Origin of the sequence: Streptomyces sp. NPDC057623 (genome assembly GCF_042800355.1) — a bacterium.
Taxonomy (GTDB): Bacteria; Actinomycetota; Actinomycetes; order Streptomycetales; family Streptomycetaceae; genus Streptomyces.
On the sequence record NZ_JBHVGZ010000066.1, the window covers coordinates 1 to 18,463 of the forward strand.

Annotated in this window: 17 protein-coding genes; 9 read left to right on the forward strand and 8 right to left on the reverse strand. The window is 68.1% G+C overall.

Annotated features, from left to right (window positions below; all coding sequences use genetic code 11):
• Positions 1-880: 880 nt before the first annotated feature.
• Both ACFU95_RS40360 and ACFU95_RS40365 read right to left on the reverse strand, forming a co-directional pair.
• Positions 881-1,876 (reverse strand): SMP-30/gluconolactonase/LRE family protein, encoded by a 996-nt coding sequence (locus ACFU95_RS40360; RefSeq protein ID WP_383839229.1) that lies wholly within the window; start codon positions 1,874-1,876, stop codon positions 881-883.
• Positions 1,877-2,572: 696 nt separating this feature from the next.
• Positions 2,573-4,171 carry a PucR family transcriptional regulator gene (locus tag ACFU95_RS40365; protein ID WP_383839232.1) on the reverse strand — a complete coding sequence of 533 codons (1,599 nt, stop codon included), beginning with the start codon at positions 4,169-4,171 and terminating at the stop codon, positions 2,573-2,575.
• 165 nt (positions 4,172-4,336) lie between these two features.
• Between ACFU95_RS40365 and ACFU95_RS40370 the strand changes: the two genes are divergently transcribed.
• The 4 genes from ACFU95_RS40370 to ACFU95_RS40385 all read left to right on the forward strand — a co-directional run bounded on the left by ACFU95_RS40370 (position 4,337) and on the right by ACFU95_RS40385 (position 8,112).
• Positions 4,337-5,818 (forward strand): CoA-acylating methylmalonate-semialdehyde dehydrogenase, encoded by a 1,482-nt coding sequence (locus tag ACFU95_RS40370; protein ID WP_383839350.1) that lies wholly within the window; start codon positions 4,337-4,339, stop codon positions 5,816-5,818.
• Between the two features lie 130 nt (positions 5,819-5,948).
• A complete protein-coding gene (locus ACFU95_RS40375; RefSeq protein WP_152167187.1) occupies positions 5,949-6,527 on the forward strand; it encodes a TetR/AcrR family transcriptional regulator in 579 nt (192 codons plus the stop codon).
• 78 nt (positions 6,528-6,605) lie between these two features.
• The gene (locus ACFU95_RS40380) at positions 6,606-7,388 is read left to right on the forward strand and encodes an oxidoreductase (protein WP_383839237.1); all 783 of its coding nucleotides are present in this window, start codon (positions 6,606-6,608) and stop codon (positions 7,386-7,388) included.
• A 25-nt stretch (positions 7,389-7,413) separates the two neighbouring features.
• The gene (locus tag ACFU95_RS40385) at positions 7,414-8,112 is read left to right on the forward strand and encodes a hypothetical protein (RefSeq protein WP_383839241.1); all 699 of its coding nucleotides are present in this window, start codon (positions 7,414-7,416) and stop codon (positions 8,110-8,112) included.
• Here ACFU95_RS40385 and ACFU95_RS40390 read toward each other — a convergent pair.
• A complete protein-coding gene (locus ACFU95_RS40390) occupies positions 8,081-8,620 on the reverse strand; it encodes a cupin domain-containing protein (RefSeq protein ID WP_383839244.1) in 540 nt (179 codons plus the stop codon). The genes ACFU95_RS40385 and ACFU95_RS40390 overlap by 32 nt on opposite strands.
• Before the next feature lie 458 nt (positions 8,621-9,078).
• Here ACFU95_RS40390 and ACFU95_RS40395 point away from each other — a divergent pair, with 458 nt between their 5' ends.
• The 3 genes from ACFU95_RS40395 to ACFU95_RS40405 all read left to right on the forward strand — a co-directional run bounded on the left by ACFU95_RS40395 (position 9,079) and on the right by ACFU95_RS40405 (position 11,725).
• Positions 9,079-10,101 carry an ABC transporter substrate-binding protein gene (locus ACFU95_RS40395; protein ID WP_383839247.1) on the forward strand — a complete coding sequence of 341 codons (1,023 nt, stop codon included), beginning with the start codon at positions 9,079-9,081 and terminating at the stop codon, positions 10,099-10,101.
• A gap of 86 nt (positions 10,102-10,187) precedes the next feature.
• On the forward strand, positions 10,188-10,949 hold the full coding sequence (locus ACFU95_RS40400) for an ABC transporter permease (RefSeq protein WP_383839250.1): 762 nt from the start codon (positions 10,188-10,190) through the stop codon (positions 10,947-10,949).
• Complete coding sequence (locus tag ACFU95_RS40405) at positions 10,949-11,725, forward strand: ABC transporter ATP-binding protein (RefSeq protein ID WP_383839253.1); 777 nt, start codon at positions 10,949-10,951, stop codon at positions 11,723-11,725. Before ACFU95_RS40400 ends, ACFU95_RS40405 begins: the two co-directional genes overlap by 1 nt.
• A 300-nt stretch (positions 11,726-12,025) precedes the next feature.
• On the opposite strand, the gene ACFU95_RS40410 is transcribed toward ACFU95_RS40405, so the two are convergent.
• From ACFU95_RS40410 to ACFU95_RS40430, 5 genes are all read right to left on the reverse strand, one after another.
• The gene (locus ACFU95_RS40410) at positions 12,026-13,012 is read right to left on the reverse strand and encodes an aldo/keto reductase (protein ID WP_383839256.1); all 987 of its coding nucleotides are present in this window, start codon (positions 13,010-13,012) and stop codon (positions 12,026-12,028) included.
• 408 nt (positions 13,013-13,420) lie between these two features.
• Positions 13,421-13,912, reverse strand: coding sequence for a ribonuclease E activity regulator RraA (rraA, locus tag ACFU95_RS40415; RefSeq protein WP_152167180.1), 492 nt, complete (start codon positions 13,910-13,912; stop codon positions 13,421-13,423).
• A 19-nt stretch (positions 13,913-13,931) separates the two neighbouring features.
• Positions 13,932-14,699 carry a citryl-CoA lyase gene (locus tag ACFU95_RS40420; RefSeq protein WP_383839260.1) on the reverse strand — a complete coding sequence of 256 codons (768 nt, stop codon included), beginning with the start codon at positions 14,697-14,699 and terminating at the stop codon, positions 13,932-13,934.
• Between the two features lie 120 nt (positions 14,700-14,819).
• Positions 14,820-15,605, reverse strand: a complete 786-nt coding sequence (locus ACFU95_RS40425; protein WP_383839263.1) for an IclR family transcriptional regulator — start codon at positions 15,603-15,605, stop codon at positions 14,820-14,822.
• Between the two features lie 144 nt (positions 15,606-15,749).
• Entirely contained in the window at positions 15,750-16,544 is a 795-nt protein-coding gene (locus tag ACFU95_RS40430; protein ID WP_152167177.1) for an IclR family transcriptional regulator C-terminal domain-containing protein, read from the reverse strand.
• A 175-nt stretch (positions 16,545-16,719) separates the two neighbouring features.
• Between ACFU95_RS40430 and ACFU95_RS40435 the strand changes: the two genes are divergently transcribed.
• The gene (locus ACFU95_RS40435) at positions 16,720-17,922 is read left to right on the forward strand and encodes a CaiB/BaiF CoA transferase family protein (protein ID WP_383839266.1); all 1,203 of its coding nucleotides are present in this window, start codon (positions 16,720-16,722) and stop codon (positions 17,920-17,922) included.
• Positions 17,923-17,959: 37 nt separating this feature from the next.
• A complete protein-coding gene (locus tag ACFU95_RS40440; protein WP_383839269.1) occupies positions 17,960-18,424 on the forward strand; it encodes a Zn-ribbon domain-containing OB-fold protein in 465 nt (154 codons plus the stop codon).
• Positions 18,425-18,463: the final 39 nt, after the last annotated feature.

The window sequence follows — 18,463 nt, forward strand, 5'->3', positions numbered from 1 at the left end:
CCGGTGGCCGTTCAACTATGCGGGCACCATCCCGATGCCGGAGCAAACCCCCGGATCAGGTCGAACCCGTACACCACTTCTCTGGACGCAACCTGCCCGACTTGATCACGACGAAGAACTCCGGTGTGGGGGTGAGGCCAAGGACTGCACCACACCAAGGCTTCGTGCCCCACCGTAATGCCCGGTTGACTGGTCAGTCCTTCTGACCCCGTTCGGGAACGCCTTACAGGCGTGAGGACACGCTCGGCATCGGCCTGCAAGCCGGTGCCGCTTGGGCCGTGAGCCGCGTAGAAGGCATGGCCAGCGCCGGGATCACCCTTGTGGGTTGGTCTCTGCCACCGTTAAAACGTACTGCCGCCATGACCACAATGGCCAGGCCAAGGCGGCGGGGCACGGCGAAGTACCCTTAGCAGGCTCGGGCCGCCCCGGCCGTGCTGGTAGCCGGCCGGGGCGGAGTAGTCGACGATCCACATTGCGGCCCACCGTGGCCTGCACGGTCCTGTCCGCCCAGCAGGCGGCCGGCCGTTCTAGGCGCACCGGAGGTTGTCAAGGCCGTGCACGCCGACGTGCTGCGCGCCCCAGTCGTCCATCAGTAACTGCTGTGCCTGGGCCCTGCCACCGGCCCTGGTGGTCAGCGCGACGCTGGCGCCCCTGATCGCGAGGTAGGTGACGAAACACGCTGAGGGCGGCGATGAGCACGGTGGCACCGATGTCGGTGGCGGCATGTGGACGGTGGCCGCCGGCGGTCGAGGGGGCAGCGGGCCTGGCGGGGCCCTCCTCGGCTGGAGCGAGTGCGTTGGGCCGGGCTGGGCCGGCTCGGTTCGTGGGAGGTGGGCGGTCTGCGGCGGCCGGGTCGTGTGCCCTGGCTGCCGCAGGTGTGTCAGGCCGGGTCCGGGATCGCCGTGATGGCGTAGTCGGTGTTGGCGGGGTCCGCGGAGTAGAAGTGGGCGTTGGTCAGGTAGAGCGTGTTGCCGTGGCGGGCGACCGTGGTGGGGGTGTCGAACCGGGGATCGGTCACCTCGTGCGCGAGCCGGCCCTCAGTACCGGCCTTGTTGAGGTGCAGGACGGACAGCTTGTTGGGCGTGTTGCGCACGACGTAGAGCGTGCGGCCCTCCAGGCGCATGCCGTCGCCCCAGGACATGTCCGCGCCATGGACGTCGACCGGCGTGGCCCGGCCGGTGGCCGGGTCCACCCGGAACAGTGTGCCGGTGTTGGTCTGGATGACCAGGAGCGCCTTGCCATCGGGGGTGGGGGTGATGCCGTTGGCGTTCCAGCCCTGGTCGCCGTCACCCTTGTAGGGCATGCCCTCGAGGGGGATGGTCCTGACCTGGCTCTGCTCGGGCAGCTCACCGTGCTGGCCCAGGGGCAGCTTGTACAGGTTCGGGGACAGGGAGTCGGTGACGTAGATGGCCCCGTCGAGAACCGCGAAGTCGTTGACGGCGGTCGAGGTGTCCTTGGCGAGCTGGTAGGTGGCCAGCAGATTGCCGCTGCGGGAGTCGATCACCCGGACGTCTCCGCCGTAGCCACCGGCGACGAAGAGGCGTCCCTTGCCGTCGAGCATGATGCCGATCGATCCGACGCCGGTTGCCGGGGTGAGTACCTTCCGCTCCCCGGTCCTCAGGTCGAAGCGGTAGATGGTGCCGTCCGCGAAGGATGTGACGTAGGCGGTGGAGCCCTTGATCACGATGCCTTCGGGCCGCTCGCCTCTCGGCATCGGCAGGGTCGTCGGCCACTGCGCCGGGTGCGCGGAGGCAGCGGCGGCCACTGCGGGCGCCTTCCCAGCGAGGAAGGCGGACGACTCGTTGGCGTAGGCGCTCGGCGCGGCGGCCAGCGCCACGGCGATCAGACCGGCGGGCAGGGCAATGGGCAGTTTCATGATCCAGATTCCTTCAGGTTCAGATGCTTGGGCCGGACGGTGGCCGGCACGGGAGGCGCGCATCGCAGTCCCTATATGAGAGTACTTTCAATATAGTGCGCTATGGCCACTTGAGTGTCAAACATCAGCCAGACCGAGGAACAACATGACGACAGGCAGGCAGCACCGGCACTGCCCAGCGCCACCGGTACCGCGACCCTGCGCGACGAGCGGATGACACTCGAGCCCGGATCACTGACACGGCCCGTGAGTTGTTCGGGGAACCCGGCTTCCCCGTACCGTCTCGCGGCCATCACGACGCCCGCCGGGGTCCTGCAGCACCGCCATACGTGGGGCCTCATGAACAGTTCGCGGTGTTGGATCGTCGAGCAGCGGGACGCCCCAGTGCCGCGTGTTCTGTCTCGGTGGCCGGGCAATCCGGTTCGGCCACCTGCCCGGCGGGTGCGGTCGCCGGTGCCCGCGGCGGTGACCATCACGCCCAGTAGCAGGCCGAGTGTGTCGACCACGACGTGCCGCTTGCGGGCATAAGGCGCTCGGGATGGGGTGTAGAGGCTTCCCCACGTGGGCTCGCGTCGGCGTGTGAGTCGCGCTCGGCGGCAGTGAGGCAGCAGGTGAAGGTGGGCCACAACGCTCCGCGCAAGCAGCCGCAGGGTGTGGGCGGGCCGTTCTTGTGCAACGGCGAGCCTCGCGAATGCGTCAGCGGGCGTCGATGACCATGAGCGCGGTGTGGAGTGAGGTGCGTGACTCGACGGAATCGAGGGAGACGCCCAGAATCCGTTCGATGGAGCGCAGACGGCTGTAGAGGGTGGGGCGGCTCAGGCCCGCAAGGCGTGCGGTGTGTGTCTTCGAGCCGGAACAGTCGAGGTGGGTGCGCAGCAGGGCCAGGAAGTTGTCGCCGGTGCGGGTGTCGTGGTCGAGCAGGCGTCCCAGTTCGGTCTCCGCGAACCTCTGGACACGGTGGTCGTCGCGCAGGAGAGCGACAAGTCCACGTAGACGTACATCGGTTGAGCGGTAGAGGCGGTTGGGTTTGGGCATGGTCAGGCCGACGTCGGCGACGTGTTCTGCCTCGGCGAGACCCTGTGCCGCTCCGATGAGGCTGGACGATGAGGGTGCGGTGCCGGCGGCCCAGCCGTCTGTGCCGCTTCGCCCGGTCAGTCGGTCGCGCAGGCCGGTGCACACGGCGTCGAGTACGTGATCGGCTCCCTTGGACGCGCACGAGATGACCGCCGAGACGGTCCCTTCGCGGCGGATGGAGGCGATCGCGGTCTCGCCTGTGGCGGCCACTGCCTGGCGGACGGCGTTCAGGAGACGACGGTCGACCTCCCCCTGCGTCAACGCGTCGGTGTTGGGGCGCCGCGGGACGCGCACGGACAGCGGGGCGTACTGGTTGTTCGGGGTGAGACCCAGGGCGGCCGCCCGGGCCATGGCCTCGGGTTCCTCGCCGATCCGGCCGCTCAGCAGGTCGTCGAGGAGGCCGCCGAGCGCCTGGACCACGAGGGCGTCGCGCTCCTGCTGGATCATCCGGTGCAACTGGAGGGACTGTGCGGCGCGTTCGAGGACCATGCGGGCGCGGGATGCGTGAGGTGTCCGGGCGGGCAGGACGAGTCGGCCCCACCGTTCGGAGCCGACGCCCACGGGGACGGCCGACCAGGCGGAGCCGTGTGCTGGGGTGCTCGCGGAGTCGTGGAGGCGTGAGCGTTCGGCCCACTGGCGCAGGAGGTCGGCGGTCGGGGTGTGGAGCGCGCAGTAGGCCAGCACGTGTCGGCTGACGTCTTCCAGGACGAGAGGTGCGCCCAGGGTCTGCGCCGCGCGCGTGACGATGTCGGTGGTGGAGGCACGGGCGATGTTGAGCGAGGTGAAGACCTCGTGGGTGGTGCGGGCGAACTCGACCTCCTCGTACTGGTCGGCCACGATCAGCCGGTGCACCTGCTGGGTGACTTCGACGAAACGGATCCTGTCGGTCAGGGCCACGAGTGGCAGGGCGAGCGAGTCGGCGAGGGTCGCCAGATGCTCGGGCACGGTGCCGAGACGGGCGCCCAGTTCGACGACGAGGCCCGCCACGTCCTGCGCGGCCAGCATGGTCAGGTAGGCCTCTGCCTGCCATGCGCCCTCGGTCAGGGGAAGACCGGTGGTCAGGACGAGTTCTCCGCCCTCCAGCAGGTCGGTGAGATCGGTGAGATCACTGATGTGCACCCAGCGAACCGGGCGGTCGAGGTGTTCGCGGCCGCCGACGAGGTGCGGCCGGCCCGCGGCCATGGCGGACAGCTGGAGGACTTCCCGGATGCTCGGCTGCATTGACGCATCGTAAAGAACTCCCCTCACAGGTGAACAGATCGTCGGAGCGGGTTCTGGAAGCCTCGCAGCAGGCAGGCGGACGGCCCTGCTCGGAGCGTCGGCTCCGTCTGTTGTGAGTGATCGAGTGAGGGTGAGGAAACCGTGGCGATCAGCGACCTGGCACGCATGGGTCATTGGGTCAACAACAAGGCGTTTCCCGGCACCAGCGGACGTGCCGCCGCAGTGACCAATCCGGCGACCGGCGCGGTGACGCGCGAGGTGGCGCTGGCCGACGTGGCGGACTCCCGTGCGGTGATCGAGGCGGCCGCGGCCGCCTTCCCGGCCTGGCGCGACACGTCACTGGCCAAGCGCACAGCGATCGTGTTCCGCTTCCGCGAACTGCTCAACCAGCGCAAGAACGAGCTCGCCGAGATCATCACCAGCGAGCACGGAAAGGTCCTGTCCGACGCGCTGGGCGAGGTCACCCGCGGACAGGAGGTCGTGGAGTTCGCCTGCGGCATCCCGCACCTGCTCAAGGGCGACTTCAGCGAGAACGCCTCGACCGCGGTGGATGTGCACTCGGCCCGGCAGCCGCTCGGCGTGGTCGGCGTCATCGCGCCGTTCAACTTCCCCGCCATGGTGCCCATGTGGTTCTTCCCCGTGGCCATCGCGGCCGGCAACACCGTCGTGCTCAAGCCGAGCGAGAAGGCGCCGTCGGCCGCACTGTGGCTGGCCGCGCTGTGGGCAGAGGCGGGGTTGCCCGCCGGTGTCTTCAACGTGCTGCAGGGCGACAAGACCGCCGTCGACGAGTTGCTGTCCCACCGGGCCGTCAAGGCCGTCAGCTTCGTCGGCTCCACCCCGGTCGCCCGGTACGTGTACGCCACGGGAACCGCCAATGGCAAGCGGGTCCAGGCTCTCGGCGGAGCCAAGAACCACGCCGTCGTCCTGCCCGACGCCGACCTGGACCTGGCCGCCGACGCCATGGTCAACGCCGGGTTCGGGTCGGCGGGCGAGCGCTGCATGGCCATCTCGGCCGTGGTGGCGGTCGGCGCCGTCGCCGACGAACTCGTCACGAAGATCGCCGAGCGGGCCCGGACCGTCAGGACGGGCGACGGCACCCGGGGCTGCGACATGGGGCCCCTGGTGACCGCCGCGCACCGCGACCGGGTCGCCTCCTACATCGACCAGGCCGAACAGGACGGCGCGAGCCTGGTCGTCGACGGCCGCGAGGTGCGCGCCGACGGCGGCCGGGACGGGTTCTGGCTCGGCCCCACGGTGATCGACCACGTCACTACCGACATGAGCTGCTATACGGACGAGATCTTCGGGCCGGTCCTGTCCGTACTCCGGGTGGACTCCTACGACGAGGCCCTCGAACTGATCAACTCCAACCCGTACGGCAACGGGACGGCGATCTTCACCAACGACGGCGGAGCCGCCCGCCGCTTCTACAACGAGGTCGAGGTCGGCATGGTCGGCATCAACGTGCCGATTCCCGTGCCGGTGGCCTACTACAGCTTCGGCGGCTGGAAGAACTCCCTGTTCGGGGACACGCACGCGCACGGCACCGAGGGAGTGCACTTCTTCACCCGCGGCAAGGTCGTCACCTCCCGCTGGCGGGCCCCCAGCCACGGCGGCCTCAACCTCGGCTTCCCTCAGACCGCCTGAAGGAGACACCGCCGTGGCTCCTCAGCCGCACACGGATGATGCCCTTCCAGGCACACCGCACCGGCCTCGACGGAGCACGGCGGCGTCCAGCTTCTTGACCTGAAGGTACAGAATGCGTACTGTTCCGGCCATGGGACGGCCGAAGCAGTTCGATCCGGACATCGCGGTCGAGCGAGCCATGGAGGTGTTCTGGCGGAAGGGGTACGCCGCCACAACGCCCCAGGACCTGGTCGACGCACTCGGTCTGGGCAAGGGGAGTCTCTACAACGCCTTCGGCAGCAAACGAGCGCTGTTCGAACTGGCTCTGCGTCGCTACCGCGACAACCAGACGGAACTTCTGGCGCAGTTGCTCGACGAGACAGGTCCGGTGAAGGACCGGCTGCGCACCATGCTGCGACTCCTGGCGGAGATGGATCTGGCCGACCCGGACCGTCGCGGCTGTATGGCGGTGAACACCGCTGCGGAACTGGCGGGAACGGGCGAGACCGCGACCGCGGTGGTCCGCCGGATGTTCGACCGAACCGAAGACGCGTTCCGTCAGCTGATCGTGCAAGGTCAGCGTTCGGGGGAGATCGCATCCGACCGTGATCCCGAGGCCCTCGGGAGTCTGCTGCTGAACAGTGTCGTCGGGCTGAGGATCCTGGCCCGCGTCGCCGACGGGCCGGACCGCCTGTCCAGGGTGATCGACGCGACCGTCGACGCCCTCTGATCACACGAACCGAACCGAACCGCCGACTGGCCGACCCCTGCCCAAATTTTGTACTCACAGGTAAAGAATTGGTGGATCATGAAGCTCAACCTCGACTCCAAGACCGCAATCGTGACGGGTGCCAGCCGAGGCATCGGACTGGCAACCGTCAGGACACTCATCGCGGAGGGCGCCCGCGTCGTCGGCGCCGCCCGCACGGTCACGCCCGAACTGAAGGAAACGGGAGCCGTCCCCGTGTCGGCCGACCTCAGCACCGCCGACGGGGTGAGCGCATTCATGGAGCAGGCGCTCGCTGAACTGGGCGGCCTCGACCTGCTGGTGAACAACGCCGGCGGAGGTGACGCGCTGGAGCCGGTCGGCTTCCTTGGCACGGACGACGCGGCATGGCAGGCCATCTTCGACCTCAACCTGCTCAGTGCGGTTCGCGTCACCAGGGCAGCCATGCCCAGCCTCATCGAGCACCGCGGCTCGGTCGTCAACGTCTCGTCCGTCAACTCAAGGCTTCCTGCCGCGGGTCCGGTGGCCTACAGCGCGGCCAAGGCGGCACTGACAGCCCTCGGCAAGTCGCTGGCCGAGGAGTTCGGCCCTCAGGGCGTACGAGTCAACACCGTGTCGCCCGGTGTCGTCCGCACGTCCGTCTGGGAGGACCCCGACGGGTTCGGCGGCAAGATCGCCGCTCTCGCGGGCGCTGAGCATGCCGCGTTCCTCGAGCAGATTCCGCAAGCGTTCTCGATCACCACCGGCAGGATCAGCGAGCCCCAGGAGGTGGCATCACTGATCGCGTTCCTACTGTCCGATGTAGTCGGCAATGTCACCGGTGCGGACTACGTCATCGACGGTGGCACGCTCAAGGCCACCTGACCTGCGAAGAGTCCCGCGTGCCGGGATGCGCCGGAACGCCGCCAGTCCCGCCGGCTTCTTCCCCGAGGGCATAGCGATCGGCAACGGCCCCACCGCGTACATCACCTCTCTGGCAAACGGTGACGTGTACAAGCTCGACCTCGACACCGGCACAGGTCGGCTTCTCACTCGCGGACCGGGCACAGGCGCGGTCGGCATCGCCCTCGACACCTTCGGTCGTATGTTCGTCGCGGGCGGGCAGGCAGGCACTGCCTGGATGATCAACCCGGCGACCGGGGGAGTCGTCACGACCTACCGGCTCGCTGCGGAAGGCTCGTTCGTCAACGACTTCGCCTTCACCCGGGATGCGGCCTGGGTCACCGGCTCACTGGTCCCCGTGCTGTACAAGCTCCCCTTCGGCCGCCGAGACGTCCTGCCCTCGCAGGCCGACGTGGTCCGGGTGCCGCTCGGCGGTGACATCACCTTCCAGGAGGGCTTCAACGTCCCTGCCCAACGCCCGCTTCACCCATCCATCACCGCGGAACGCCGAGTACACCGTGGTTTCCATCCCGGCGTAGTCCCGGCAAGCAGCGACGAAAGGCATGGGACGGCGCAGTCCAGGTCGCCCGTGCCGGCCGGTCCGGCTCCCTGCGCACTGTGCCGCAGGGAGCTGTCCTGTTGGGCAGGTTGTGGTGTCCCGGCCCGTCAGGGCGTCAGTCACCGGGAGTTGTTCCGATCAGGATGAAGGCCATCCGGGCGGGCTCGGTGCCGAGGTTCCGCCAGGCATGCCGGGTCTTCTGCTGAATGACGACGTCACCGGCTTCGAGGGGAGTCGGGTCGCCGACCTCGAGCTCGAGCCAGATCCGGCCCTTCAGGACAATGCCGTAGTCGACGGAGTCGGTGAGGTGGAGGCCGCTGCTGTCCGTCTCGAAGCGCTCGGCCATGCCGGGCTGGTGCTCAATGGTCTCCGCCGCCGCTGCCTCGGGGTCGAACCCGTCCGCGGTCATGACCGACACCGGTGGGAACTCGACCACGATCAAGCGCGTCTGACCTGGGTCAGGGTGCGCGAGTACGCCCTTCGGTGCCGCCTCGTCGACGTCGGCCCGGGGGATCGGGTCCGTTGCCCACAGGATCGAGGTCAGCATCCCCGGGATCGACTCGAACCGGTGCTCGGTCGGTGCCGGGCCGTCGGTGAGCACGACGGCCTTGCCGTCCCGATGACCGGTTACCACGCGTCTGACGAGAGCGACCATGTGGTCCGTCCCTTCCGGATCTGTGATCCGCCCGAAAAATGTCTCATGGGTGAGACGTGGATGACACATTCGTGGACTTTTACGCCTCTGTCAATGGTTCGGTCGCCGTCGCGACGCGCGTTGTGGGCCGTGATGTGAGGCCGCGCCGAAAGGGGTTTGCTCCTGACGGACTCATGGGTGTCGACCCCAGGATCATGAGGATCATCCCACGTCGGACCGCTTGCGCATGCGCTCGCAGTTGAAGTTGTCGGCGGCTGCCGACGCATGGATGAGGTGCCCCGTGGTGGGTCACTGTCGGGATGCGCGGCGCTCGCTGTTGTCGCTCACCCGAGACTTCTCGTCTTGGTGAGGAGACGGTAGGTATTGACGTGAGGTGGGGGTCACACCATTCTGATGCTCCCGGCACAGTCGACGGGCAGCGAGGCCCGGTGCCGACGTAAGGGGTAAGGAACGGTGCAATGGGAAAAACGAAGATCGCAACAGTTCTCGCTCTAGTGGCGGCCGTGAGCGGAGTGCTCAGTGCCTGCGGCGGCGAACCGGCACGAGCCGCCGGCGATTGCCGCAACTTCAAGATCGCCGTAGCCGATGACGACGTCCGCCGCACGGCGCTGTGGGCGATCAGCCACGATCAGATCGACACGTCCAAGTTCCCTGGTCTGAAGGTGAGTTATCTGACCATCCCGGCGCTCATTCAAGCAGTCGGAACGGATCAGTACGACGTCATCGAATCGTCTCTGATCGGCGTCCCCCTGGCGAGGAGCAAGGGGATCGACCTCCGCATCCTCGCTGTCTCCTCGGGACGTGCGTCCCACAACAAGCCCACTCCGAGTGCGCCCGGCATCTATGTGCCGAAGGGTAGCGACATCAACAGCGTCAAGGACCTGGCCGGCAAGAAGATCGGCGTCACCAGTTTCGGATCGACGACGACGCTGAACAACCAGATCGTCCTCCATGAGAACTACGGCTTCAACGCGGAACTGCAGGGCGGCGACATGAAGTGGGTCGAGCTCGACCCCGCCCAGTTGACCACCGCCCTCGACCGCGGACGGGTCGACGCTGCGGCAGTGACCAGCTTTCCCGCGTACGTCCTGGGCACCGATGGCAAGCATCGTCGCGTCATGGACACCGACGCCGAATGGCGAAAGGCGACCGGCGGTCACAACATCGTCGGCGGGGCCTACGTGGCCCTTGCGGACCAGGTTGATGCGAACGAGACCTGCTACCAGGCCTTCCAGGCCATGCTCACCAAGTCGATCGACTACGCGAAGGCGAACCTCGAGAAGATCGCCGTCGACGTGGCGGAGCAGACCGGACTCCCCAAGGGATTCATCCTCACGCAGTGGGGTGAAGGGACGGTCTACGACTACCTCGGCAACCTCGACGGCAGGGCGGTCGCCGACGCCCAGGCCTTCCTGGACAAGGCCGCCCAGACCGGGGACATCCCCAAGCCCTTTGAGATCCAGGACGTGGTCGTACGATGACGAAGGCACTCATGCGCGCGCCCAGAGCAGTTGAGGGCAAGGTGGCCGACCGGGGAGCGAAGAGGCCGCCGGCCAGGTCTCGCATCATGAGCCGTGTCCTCGCCAATGGCGTTCCACTGCTGATCGTCGTCGTCTGGTACTTCGCCGCCCAGAACCAGCCGGAGTACCTGCTGCCTGCCCCCTTGGAGGTGGCGAAGTCCCTCAAGGAGATGCTGATCGGGAACCTCGCCGATCAGACGTTTATCTCCATGGTCCGGATCGTCCTGGCCGTGGTCATCGCGATGGCGATCGGTGCCGTCCTGACTCTCATCGCGCATCTCCTTCCCGTCGTGGACGGCCTCTTCGGCTCTCGGCTGCTTCCGTTCGTCAACGCGGTCCCGTCAGTGGGGTGGGCGATCCTCGGCGTCATCTGGCTCGGTGTGTCCGACGGCGCCGTCGTCTTCGTCGTCGTGCTGATCCTCCTCCCGTTTTCGATGGTCACCCTGCGCGAAGGGCTCCGAGCGATCGACCCCGAGCTGCGCGAAATGGGGAGAAGCTTCACACGGCGAAGGTATCTGGTGGCCCTGAAGGTTGAGCTGCCGTTGCTGTTCCCCTACGCGCTGGCCGCCGCTCGACTTTCCTTCTCGGTCGGATGGAAGGTGGCGATCATCGCGGAGTTCTTCGGGGCCGAGCGCGGTCTTGGCCTCGTCATGAACCAGGCCCGCCAGAATTTCCAGACCGAGACCGTCTTCGCGTCCATTCTGGCGGTCGTGACCATCGTCTTCGTGGTGGACCATCTCGTCTTCGATCCGCTCGGGAGACTCGCTTCACGGCGATCGGGAACGCTTGTCGAGGAGAGGAACAACTGATGACTTCCACTCAGACCGCCGCCCTGGCGGTGAGGATAGAGGACATGCAGATCCAGTTCGGGTCTGAGACGATCATGTCCGACTTCCATCTGGATGTTCAGGAAGGCGAATTCCTCTGCGTCCTCGGCGCCTCGGGTTGCGGTAAATCCACGACTTTGCGGATCCTGGGTGACCTGATACCGCCCAAGGCCGGAGAGGTCACCGTCTTCGGAAAACCACCTCACGAGGCTTGGTCGGAGCTCGCTTACGTGTTCCAGAGCCCTCGTCTGCTCCCCTGGTTGTCGGCCCGCGACAATGTCGTCCTGGGGATGACCCTCAGGGGAATGAGGGGACGCCGCCGAGAATTCCGTGAGGTCGCCGAAGAGAAGCTCAGTCTCCTCGGCCTGAGTCACGTCTCCCGCAAACCCGCTCATCAGCTTTCCGGAGGAGAGAAGCAGCGGGTCGCCATCGCGCGAGCCCTTGCGGTTCAGCCGCGGATGCTCTTGATGGACGAGCCGCTCAGTGCCTTGGACATCAAGACGCGGACGAAGCTCCGGGCCGATCTCGTGACGCTGTGGGAACGCACCGGCACGACGATCGTTTTCGTCACGCACGACGTCGAAGAGGCCGTGGCGCTGGGCACCCGAGTGGTCGTGCTCTCTTCTCGTCCCGCTGAAGTCATCCACGACGTGCGGGTCGACGCCGCGCAGCCACGGGATCTCAGCTCCCTGGACATGGTCGACCTTCGGCGGGAACTCACCCGAGGGCTCGATCCGGCCGAGATCACGGGCGTGTGAACGCCACGAGGTTGCGCGACGGTGACGCGTCTGTCTGCTTCTGAGAGGCGATGACGCGAGGCGTTGCGCACCGTGCATCAAGCGACCGTCCGCCGATGTCGTCGACAGGGCGGACGGTCGCACGTCCGTTGGGCCGCCATCTCGTACCGGCCCGCAGACCGCGGGGGAGACCGTCACGATCGTCCCCCCTCCAAGACCGCCCCGACCAAGGGGGAACCGGAGTTCACGGCCCGAATCACCGGCTTCGCATCCAGGTGGTAGCCACCGAGATCGGTCCGGGCGCGGGGTTCCCCGGCCGGCTCAGCCGTTGACGAAGGTGAGGCTGGCCGCGTCGTAGCGGGGCCCCGCGACCTGCTCGGGCGGCGCGGCGGCCTCGATGGCGGCGAGGTCCTCGGTGGACAGCACGAGGGCCAGGGCCGCCAGGTTCTCCTCCAGGTACCGCTGCCGCCGGGTTCCGGGGATCGGCACCACGTCGTCGCCCCGGTGCTGCACCCAGGCAAGGGCGAGCTGGCCGGCGGTGACTCCCTTGGCCGCGGCCAACTCGTTCAGCCTCGTGACGATCGCCAGGTTCCGTTCGAGGTTGCCGTCGGCGAAACGCGGCTGCCTGCGCCGCATGTCGGTCTCCGCGAGCGCCTCGACCGAGTTGTAGCGGCCGGTCAGGAAGCCGCGCCCGAGCGGGGAGAACGGGACCAGGCCGATGCCCAGCTCGCGGCAGACCGGGGCGATCTCCGCCTCCAGGTCGCGGGTCCACAGCGACCACTCGCTCTGCAGCGCGGCGATCGGGTGCACCGCGTGCGCCCGCCGGAGGGTCATTGCGCCGGCCTCGGACAGCCCGAGATGGCGGACCTTCCCGGCCCGCACCAGCTCGGCCATGGCGCCGACGGTCTCCTCGACCGGCACCTCGGGGTCGACGCGGTGCTGGTAGTAGAGGTCGATGTGGTCGACGCCGAGCCGGCGCAGCGACGCTTCGCACGCCTGCCGCACATAGGCGGCGTCGCCGCGGACCCGGGTGGGCTCGCCCAGGCGGTTGGCGAAGCCGAACTTCGTGGCCAGCACCACCTCGTCGCGACGCCCGGCGATGGCTCGTCCGATCAGTTCCTCGTTGTGCCCGGCACCGTAGAAGTCGGAGGTGTCCAGCAAGGTCACCCCGCGGTCGAGGGCGTGGTGCACCGTCGCGATCGACTGCGCGTCGTCCGCGGTGCCGTAGCCGTGGCTCATGCCCATGCATCCCAGGCCCTGCGCGGAGACCGCCAGTTCGCCCAGGTAACGGGTGGGGAGGTCGGTCATGCTGTTCACTCCTCGGCTCGGATCTTTGCCCACGACGCTAGGAGTTGGCGTTCGCTCCATGTCAACCATGAACGTCGTCACGGCCCTTGCTCACTACGGCACAGGCACAGGCACAGGCGTGGCGTGCGGGTGAGCCATGCCGCCTGCGCGCACAGAACTCGCCTGCGAGCGCCTCGATGACTGCTAGGCGCGCGCCATTGAGGCCTGGCAATTCGAGACCACGATCGCGGTCCCCCCAGCGCACATGGACAGCCCTCACGCGGCGCGTCCTGGGCATCCTCGCCACCGAGGGTCAGCGCCGTGATCTGACTGCCCGGCCCGTCAGTTGCTCCGACGCCCGGGGCGGTCGGGCTGCCCCGGCCGCGCCCCGTGCCTGTGGGCGGGGACGCAGCGGGACGACGGGGGTCGCTAGCCGCGCGTCGCGGGCAGGACAACGACCCCGTCGTCGTCGCTGACGACCTCGTCGCCGGGAGAGAAGGTTGCCCCGCCGAAGCTCACAGGGACGTCCCGCAGGCCCGTCCGGGCCTTGCCACTGCGGCGCGGGTTGGACCCGACGGCCTTGATGCCGAGGTCCACCTGGCGGAGCGCGGCCACGTCGCGCACCGAGCCGTGGATGATGATTCCCTCCCAGCCGTTGGCCGCGGCCGTGACGGCCATGTTGTCACCGAGCAGCGCGGAGTGGCACGAGCCGCCGCCGTCGACGACGAGGACGCGGCCGGCGCCGGGTTCGGCGACCGCCTCCTTGACCAGGATGTTGTCGTCGTGAACGCGGATGGTGGTGGCGATTCCGCGGAAGACGCGGCGGCCGCCGTACTGGTGGAGCTGGGTGTCGCAGGAGTCCAGGCCTGCGCCGTGCTCGTCGTAGAGGTCGGCGGTCGGGACAAGGGGCAGCGTGGTCATCGATGTTCTCCGTGCGGCTCTAGGGCTCGTAGGTGACGGCGGCTTCGGCGGCCGAGGCCAGGCCGAATCCCATGGGCGAGTCCATCTCTTCGAGCAGGTGGGCGACGAGGCTCATGGTGCGGCCGACGAGGGGGACACCCTTCATGGCCCGCAGGGGAAACCCGACGTCGAGCAGGGCTGCCGGGATCGCCCCCGACACGTTGAGCGGCAGCTCACGGCCGTACACGAGCGGGACCGCTCGGGTCATGGCGTGGAGTGCGCTGGTGTGGACACCCTGGGCGCCCAGGCTCTCGGTGAACTCGAGCAGCCTCGCCGCGCGCGGGTCGCCGGCCTTGTGCACCGGATGTCCGACGCCCGGGGCGGCGGCGCCCTGGTCCTTGAGCTGTTGCAGCACGCTCTTTGCCGCGCCGTCCAGGTCGTCGTCCGCTGCCAGGTCGACGATCTGCTTCAGCACCCGCGCGGTGGCCTCGGAGCTGCCCAGGACGACCGAGCCGGCGCCCAGCAGACCCGCCGCGACGGCGCCCTGGAACGCCTCCGGCGCGCAGGCGTAGGTCATGCGCGCCGCCTGTACGGAGGGGACCAGGCCGTGCTCGCCGATCGCCACGATGCAGGCATCGAGGATGCGCGCCTGCGTCGCGGACGGTCGGCTCCCGGTCAGGAGCACGTAGAAGAACTCGGCGGTGGTCGTCCGGCCGATCAGCTCGTCCGCGAGGTCGAGACCGCGCACGACGATGCGGTCGGGGGTCACCTCCGCCATCGAGGTCTTCATGTGTGTGGATCGAGCCATGTCCTCCACCCTCCCTCTCTTGCGCTATGCGCCATGCTTTGCGCTTAGCGCAAGAGTACAGGAGGTACTCCAGGCACGGGAGGGGTGGTGGCGGGCGGCGGCAATGGCCAGGGCTCTCGCCTACGAGGCCGGCTCCGCCTCGGGTTCGTCGTTCTCGACCTCGGGCGGGTACGTACCGCCGGTGCGGTCGGTGATGCGTCCCGCGGTGGCACTGATCAGCCGGCCGACCGGCTCGATGTTGCCCTCGTCCAGTTCGCTCGAGAAGGCCAGCGTGCCCACGGCCAGATGCGGCTTGCCCGCCCGGTCGAAGACCGGTGCCGCGGTACCGCTCTGGGCGAGATTGAACTGCTGGACGCTCGTGCTGAAGCCGCGCCTGCGCACTTCGGAGAAGACCTTGGCCAGCTCGTCGAGGTCGACGACCGTGTGTTCCGTGAACCTTTCCACGGCCCGGCTGCGGGCCGCGGCGAGGAAGTCACCGAACGGCCGATGGGCGTACATCGCCTGCATGAGTGCCGGGGCGGAGAACGGGAAACGGTCGCCGACGTCGACGATGACCCGCACCCCTCGCCGGGGATCCGACACCGCGATGACCGTGTAGCCCCCCGATCCGTCCTGCCTGGCTGCGAAGACGACGTAGCCGAGACGGCGGCTGAGGTTGTCGATCTCCTCCTGGACCACCTCTACGGCCGAGTCGTCGCTGACCCCGGTCAGGGCCAGCAGGCCGGGGCCGAGTGTCCAACCGCCTCGGGATTCCAGCTTGTTGACCCAGCCGGCGCGCTGCAGCGTCGTCAGGATGTTGTAGCAGGTCGAACGATTGAGCCCGAGTTCGTTCACCAGGGCGGTCGGCGAAACGGCTCGTGGCAATTCCGCGGCAAGGCGCTCGAGGATGCGGATCGCTGCGCTCACAGCGGGAACCTCGTTAGGCACGGGCATCTTCCCTGTTAGACGCGGGCCTCCTCGCCACGCTGCCGAGTCGAGCCCGCTTGCGTTAGTCCTAGTGAGAGGACTCTACATCCCGTACGCGGGACGCAGGGAGGTTTGGCCACGGTTTCACTGGGAGCGTCCTCGGACGGAGTGTGCCAGTACGGGGTGCTGGCGGAGGGCCTCGCTGATCTGGAAGCGAGCTCGTTCCAGCAGGTTCCGCCGCGTCTCGAGCAGTTGGTCGAAGCCCGTCTCCGTGGGTGTCGTCGCGCAGTTGACGGCGGCGATCACCTGTCCGTCCGTGTCGAGGATGGGCATGGCGACCGAGATGACGCCGTAGGTGAGGAGTTCGTTCGATCCGGCGATCCCGCTGGTCGCGGCGTGCTTGATCGCCGCCAGGAGATCCTGGTGGTCGACCAGGGTCTTGTCGGTGTAGCGCCTGAGCTCGGATCGCGCGAGGACGTCCTCGACGACGTCCGGCGTGGAGGCGGACAGGATCGCGTGCCCCAGGGAAGAGGCGTACGCCGGATACCGGGTGCCCACGGTGGGAGTCAGTTGATACGGCCGTTTCACGGAGACGGTCGCCACGTACACCACGTCGACGCCGTCGAGAACGCCTACGGAAGCGCTGTCGCCGGTCCGGTCGACGATCTCCTGCAGGAACTGGTGCATGACCTCCTGCATGCTCACGGACGACAGGAACGCCTCACTGAGCCTGAGAACGCGCGGGGTCAGGAGGTAGCGCTTGCCGTGGGTGGTGATGAAGCCCAGTTCCTTGAGTGTCAGGAGCGACCGGCGCGCCGCGGCGGGGGTCACCCCGATGATGCGGGCGACCTCACTGATGGTCAGTTCCGGCCGCTCCCTGTTGAAGGCCTGGAGAACCTCCAGGCCTTTCGCGAGCGACGAGACGTGATCGGATCCCATTGGCCCTCCCCTCGGCCGCTACGCGGCGACATTGTGCGCTATGCGCAATGAGGATAGTGCGCAGCGCCAACCAGGGCCATTCTCGCCCCCTTGACCTGCTTGACGTCAGTTCGGACGCCCTCGTATTGTGCGCTATGCGAAAAGTTGGTCGCTATGCGAAAGAGTGGGTACGGTCATGGAACGCGAATCCTCGGCACCTCCCGACCCCGCGGACCTTCCCCTACGGGGCCTGCGCGTGGTCGAACAGGGCTCCTTCATCACCGGCCCGCTCGCATCCCTCCTGCTGGGTGACATGGGCGCCGATGTGATCAAGGTCGAGCGGCCCGGCACGGGGGACGTCTTCCGCTCCTACGACGGCACTCTGTACGCCCCCACGTTCCGCGCGGTCAACAGGAACAAGCGCGGCATCACCCTGGACACCCGGGACGCCGAGGACCGTGCGGTCTTCGATGACCTGATCGAATCCGCCGACGTCTACATACACAACTTCCGGCCTGGCGCCGCGGAACGACTGGGCGTCGGGAGCGAGCGGCTGCGGGCCCTCAACCCGGACCTCGTGTACTGCGCCATCAGCGGCCTCGGCAGCACCGGCCCCTACGCGGCGCGCCCCGCATACGACACGGTTGCGCAGGCCTACAGCGGGATGCTCAGCCTGACCCTGGACCGGTCCGATCCCCGGATTAGCGGGCCGGCAGTCGCCGACGCGGTCACCGGGCTCTACGCCGCCCAGGGCGTCCTGGCGGCCCTGGTGCGGCGGGGTATCCGGGGTGGCGGCGGGCTCGTCGAGATCTCGATGATCGAGGCCATGGCGCACTTCCTCGCCGAGCCGTACTCCAGCTTCTTCGGAACGGGCGAGAATCCTGGGCCGTACGGCAGGGCAGCGGTCTCGCAGAGCTATGCCATGCGCTGCTCGGACGACCGTCTGATCGCCCTGCATCTGTCCTCGCCACCGAAGTTCTGGCTCGGGCTCATCAACGCGGTGGGGCTTCCCGAACTGGCCGAGGACCCGCGCTTCGCGGCCCATGCCGCACGGATCGCGAACTACGACGAGCTCCGGGCGATGCTGCAGGCCGCGTTCGCGAAGCGGCCTCGCGACGAGTGGCTCGTGGAGCTGTCGTCGGCGGACGTTCCGCATGCCCCGGTCCTGGAGCCGAGTGAGGCCATCCAGGACCCGCAGTTCCAGCACCTCGGGGTCGTCATATCGGCGCTTCACCCGACCGAGGGGCTGGTCGAGCACATCCGTCCCCCACACCGCTTCGACGGCGCCACCGCCACGCAGATGCTCGCGCCGCCCACCCTCGGCGAGCACAACGACGAGATCAAGAGAGAGCTTGCCGAGCGGAGGCAGGCGAAGCCGCGAGCGGGCGACGGGGCCTGACTGGGCTCCACCCCCGCACCGAGTGCAGGAGAGCGTCATGCTGCGAATCGATGGCCGGCAACACGTCAAGGCCGCGAAAGAACAGGGGGCGACCACCGGCGCCACCATCGCCGAGCCGGTCACCGCCACCCTTGAGACGGATTCCCCCGAGGCTCCCGGGCCGACCGCACCACCGGCCGACGGCGCGCTGACTTTCCAGCGGTGTCGCTGGTGCCGTACTCCCAACTACCGCCGTTCGCTCTGCCGTGCCTGCGGCTCCACGGATCTGGCCTGCGAACGCAGCTCGGGCAGGGGAGTGGTCGTTCGCCGCGACATCACCCTGCACAACACCTGCTTCGTGACCATGGAGGAGGGGTTCAGCCTTTTCTGCAAAGTCACGGGGGCCCCGCCGATGGGAGTGGTGTCCGGGGCCCGGGTACGCGTGGTGTCCGCCACCGAACCCCCGCGTCAGGCCCTTCCCGTCGTCGAGTTCTGCGGCTCCATGTCGGCCTTCCATCGCTGAGAGCGGCGGAACCCCGGTCGATCCCATGCCGTGCTTCCG

Coding starts and splice junctions, on each gene's coding strand:
- ACFU95_RS40360 (WP_383839229.1), bottom strand. CDS start 1,876: ATGAAACTGCCCATTGCCCTGCCCGCCGGTCTGATCGCCGTGGCGCTG.
- ACFU95_RS40365 (WP_383839232.1), bottom strand. CDS start 4,171: ATGCAGCCGAGCATCCGGGAAGTCCTCCAGCTGTCCGCCATGGCCGCG.
- ACFU95_RS40370 (WP_383839350.1), top strand. CDS start 4,337: ATGGGTCATTGGGTCAACAACAAGGCGTTTCCCGGCACCAGCGGACGT.
- ACFU95_RS40375 (WP_152167187.1), top strand. CDS start 5,949: ATGGGACGGCCGAAGCAGTTCGATCCGGACATCGCGGTCGAGCGAGCC.
- ACFU95_RS40380 (WP_383839237.1), top strand. CDS start 6,606: ATGAAGCTCAACCTCGACTCCAAGACCGCAATCGTGACGGGTGCCAGC.
- ACFU95_RS40385 (WP_383839241.1), top strand. CDS start 7,414: ATGCGCCGGAACGCCGCCAGTCCCGCCGGCTTCTTCCCCGAGGGCATA.
- ACFU95_RS40390 (WP_383839244.1), bottom strand. CDS start 8,620: ATGGTCGCTCTCGTCAGACGCGTGGTAACCGGTCATCGGGACGGCAAG.
- ACFU95_RS40395 (WP_383839247.1), top strand. CDS start 9,079: ATGGGAAAAACGAAGATCGCAACAGTTCTCGCTCTAGTGGCGGCCGTG.
- ACFU95_RS40400 (WP_383839250.1), top strand. CDS start 10,188: ATGAGCCGTGTCCTCGCCAATGGCGTTCCACTGCTGATCGTCGTCGTC.
- ACFU95_RS40405 (WP_383839253.1), top strand. CDS start 10,949: ATGACTTCCACTCAGACCGCCGCCCTGGCGGTGAGGATAGAGGACATG.
- ACFU95_RS40410 (WP_383839256.1), bottom strand. CDS start 13,012: ATGACCGACCTCCCCACCCGTTACCTGGGCGAACTGGCGGTCTCCGCG.
- rraA (WP_152167180.1), bottom strand. CDS start 13,912: ATGACCACGCTGCCCCTTGTCCCGACCGCCGACCTCTACGACGAGCAC.
- ACFU95_RS40420 (WP_383839260.1), bottom strand. CDS start 14,699: ATGGCTCGATCCACACACATGAAGACCTCGATGGCGGAGGTGACCCCC.
- ACFU95_RS40430 (WP_152167177.1), bottom strand. CDS start 16,544: ATGGGATCCGATCACGTCTCGTCGCTCGCGAAAGGCCTGGAGGTTCTC.
- ACFU95_RS40435 (WP_383839266.1), top strand. CDS start 16,720: ATGGAACGCGAATCCTCGGCACCTCCCGACCCCGCGGACCTTCCCCTA.
- ACFU95_RS40440 (WP_383839269.1), top strand. CDS start 17,960: ATGCTGCGAATCGATGGCCGGCAACACGTCAAGGCCGCGAAAGAACAG.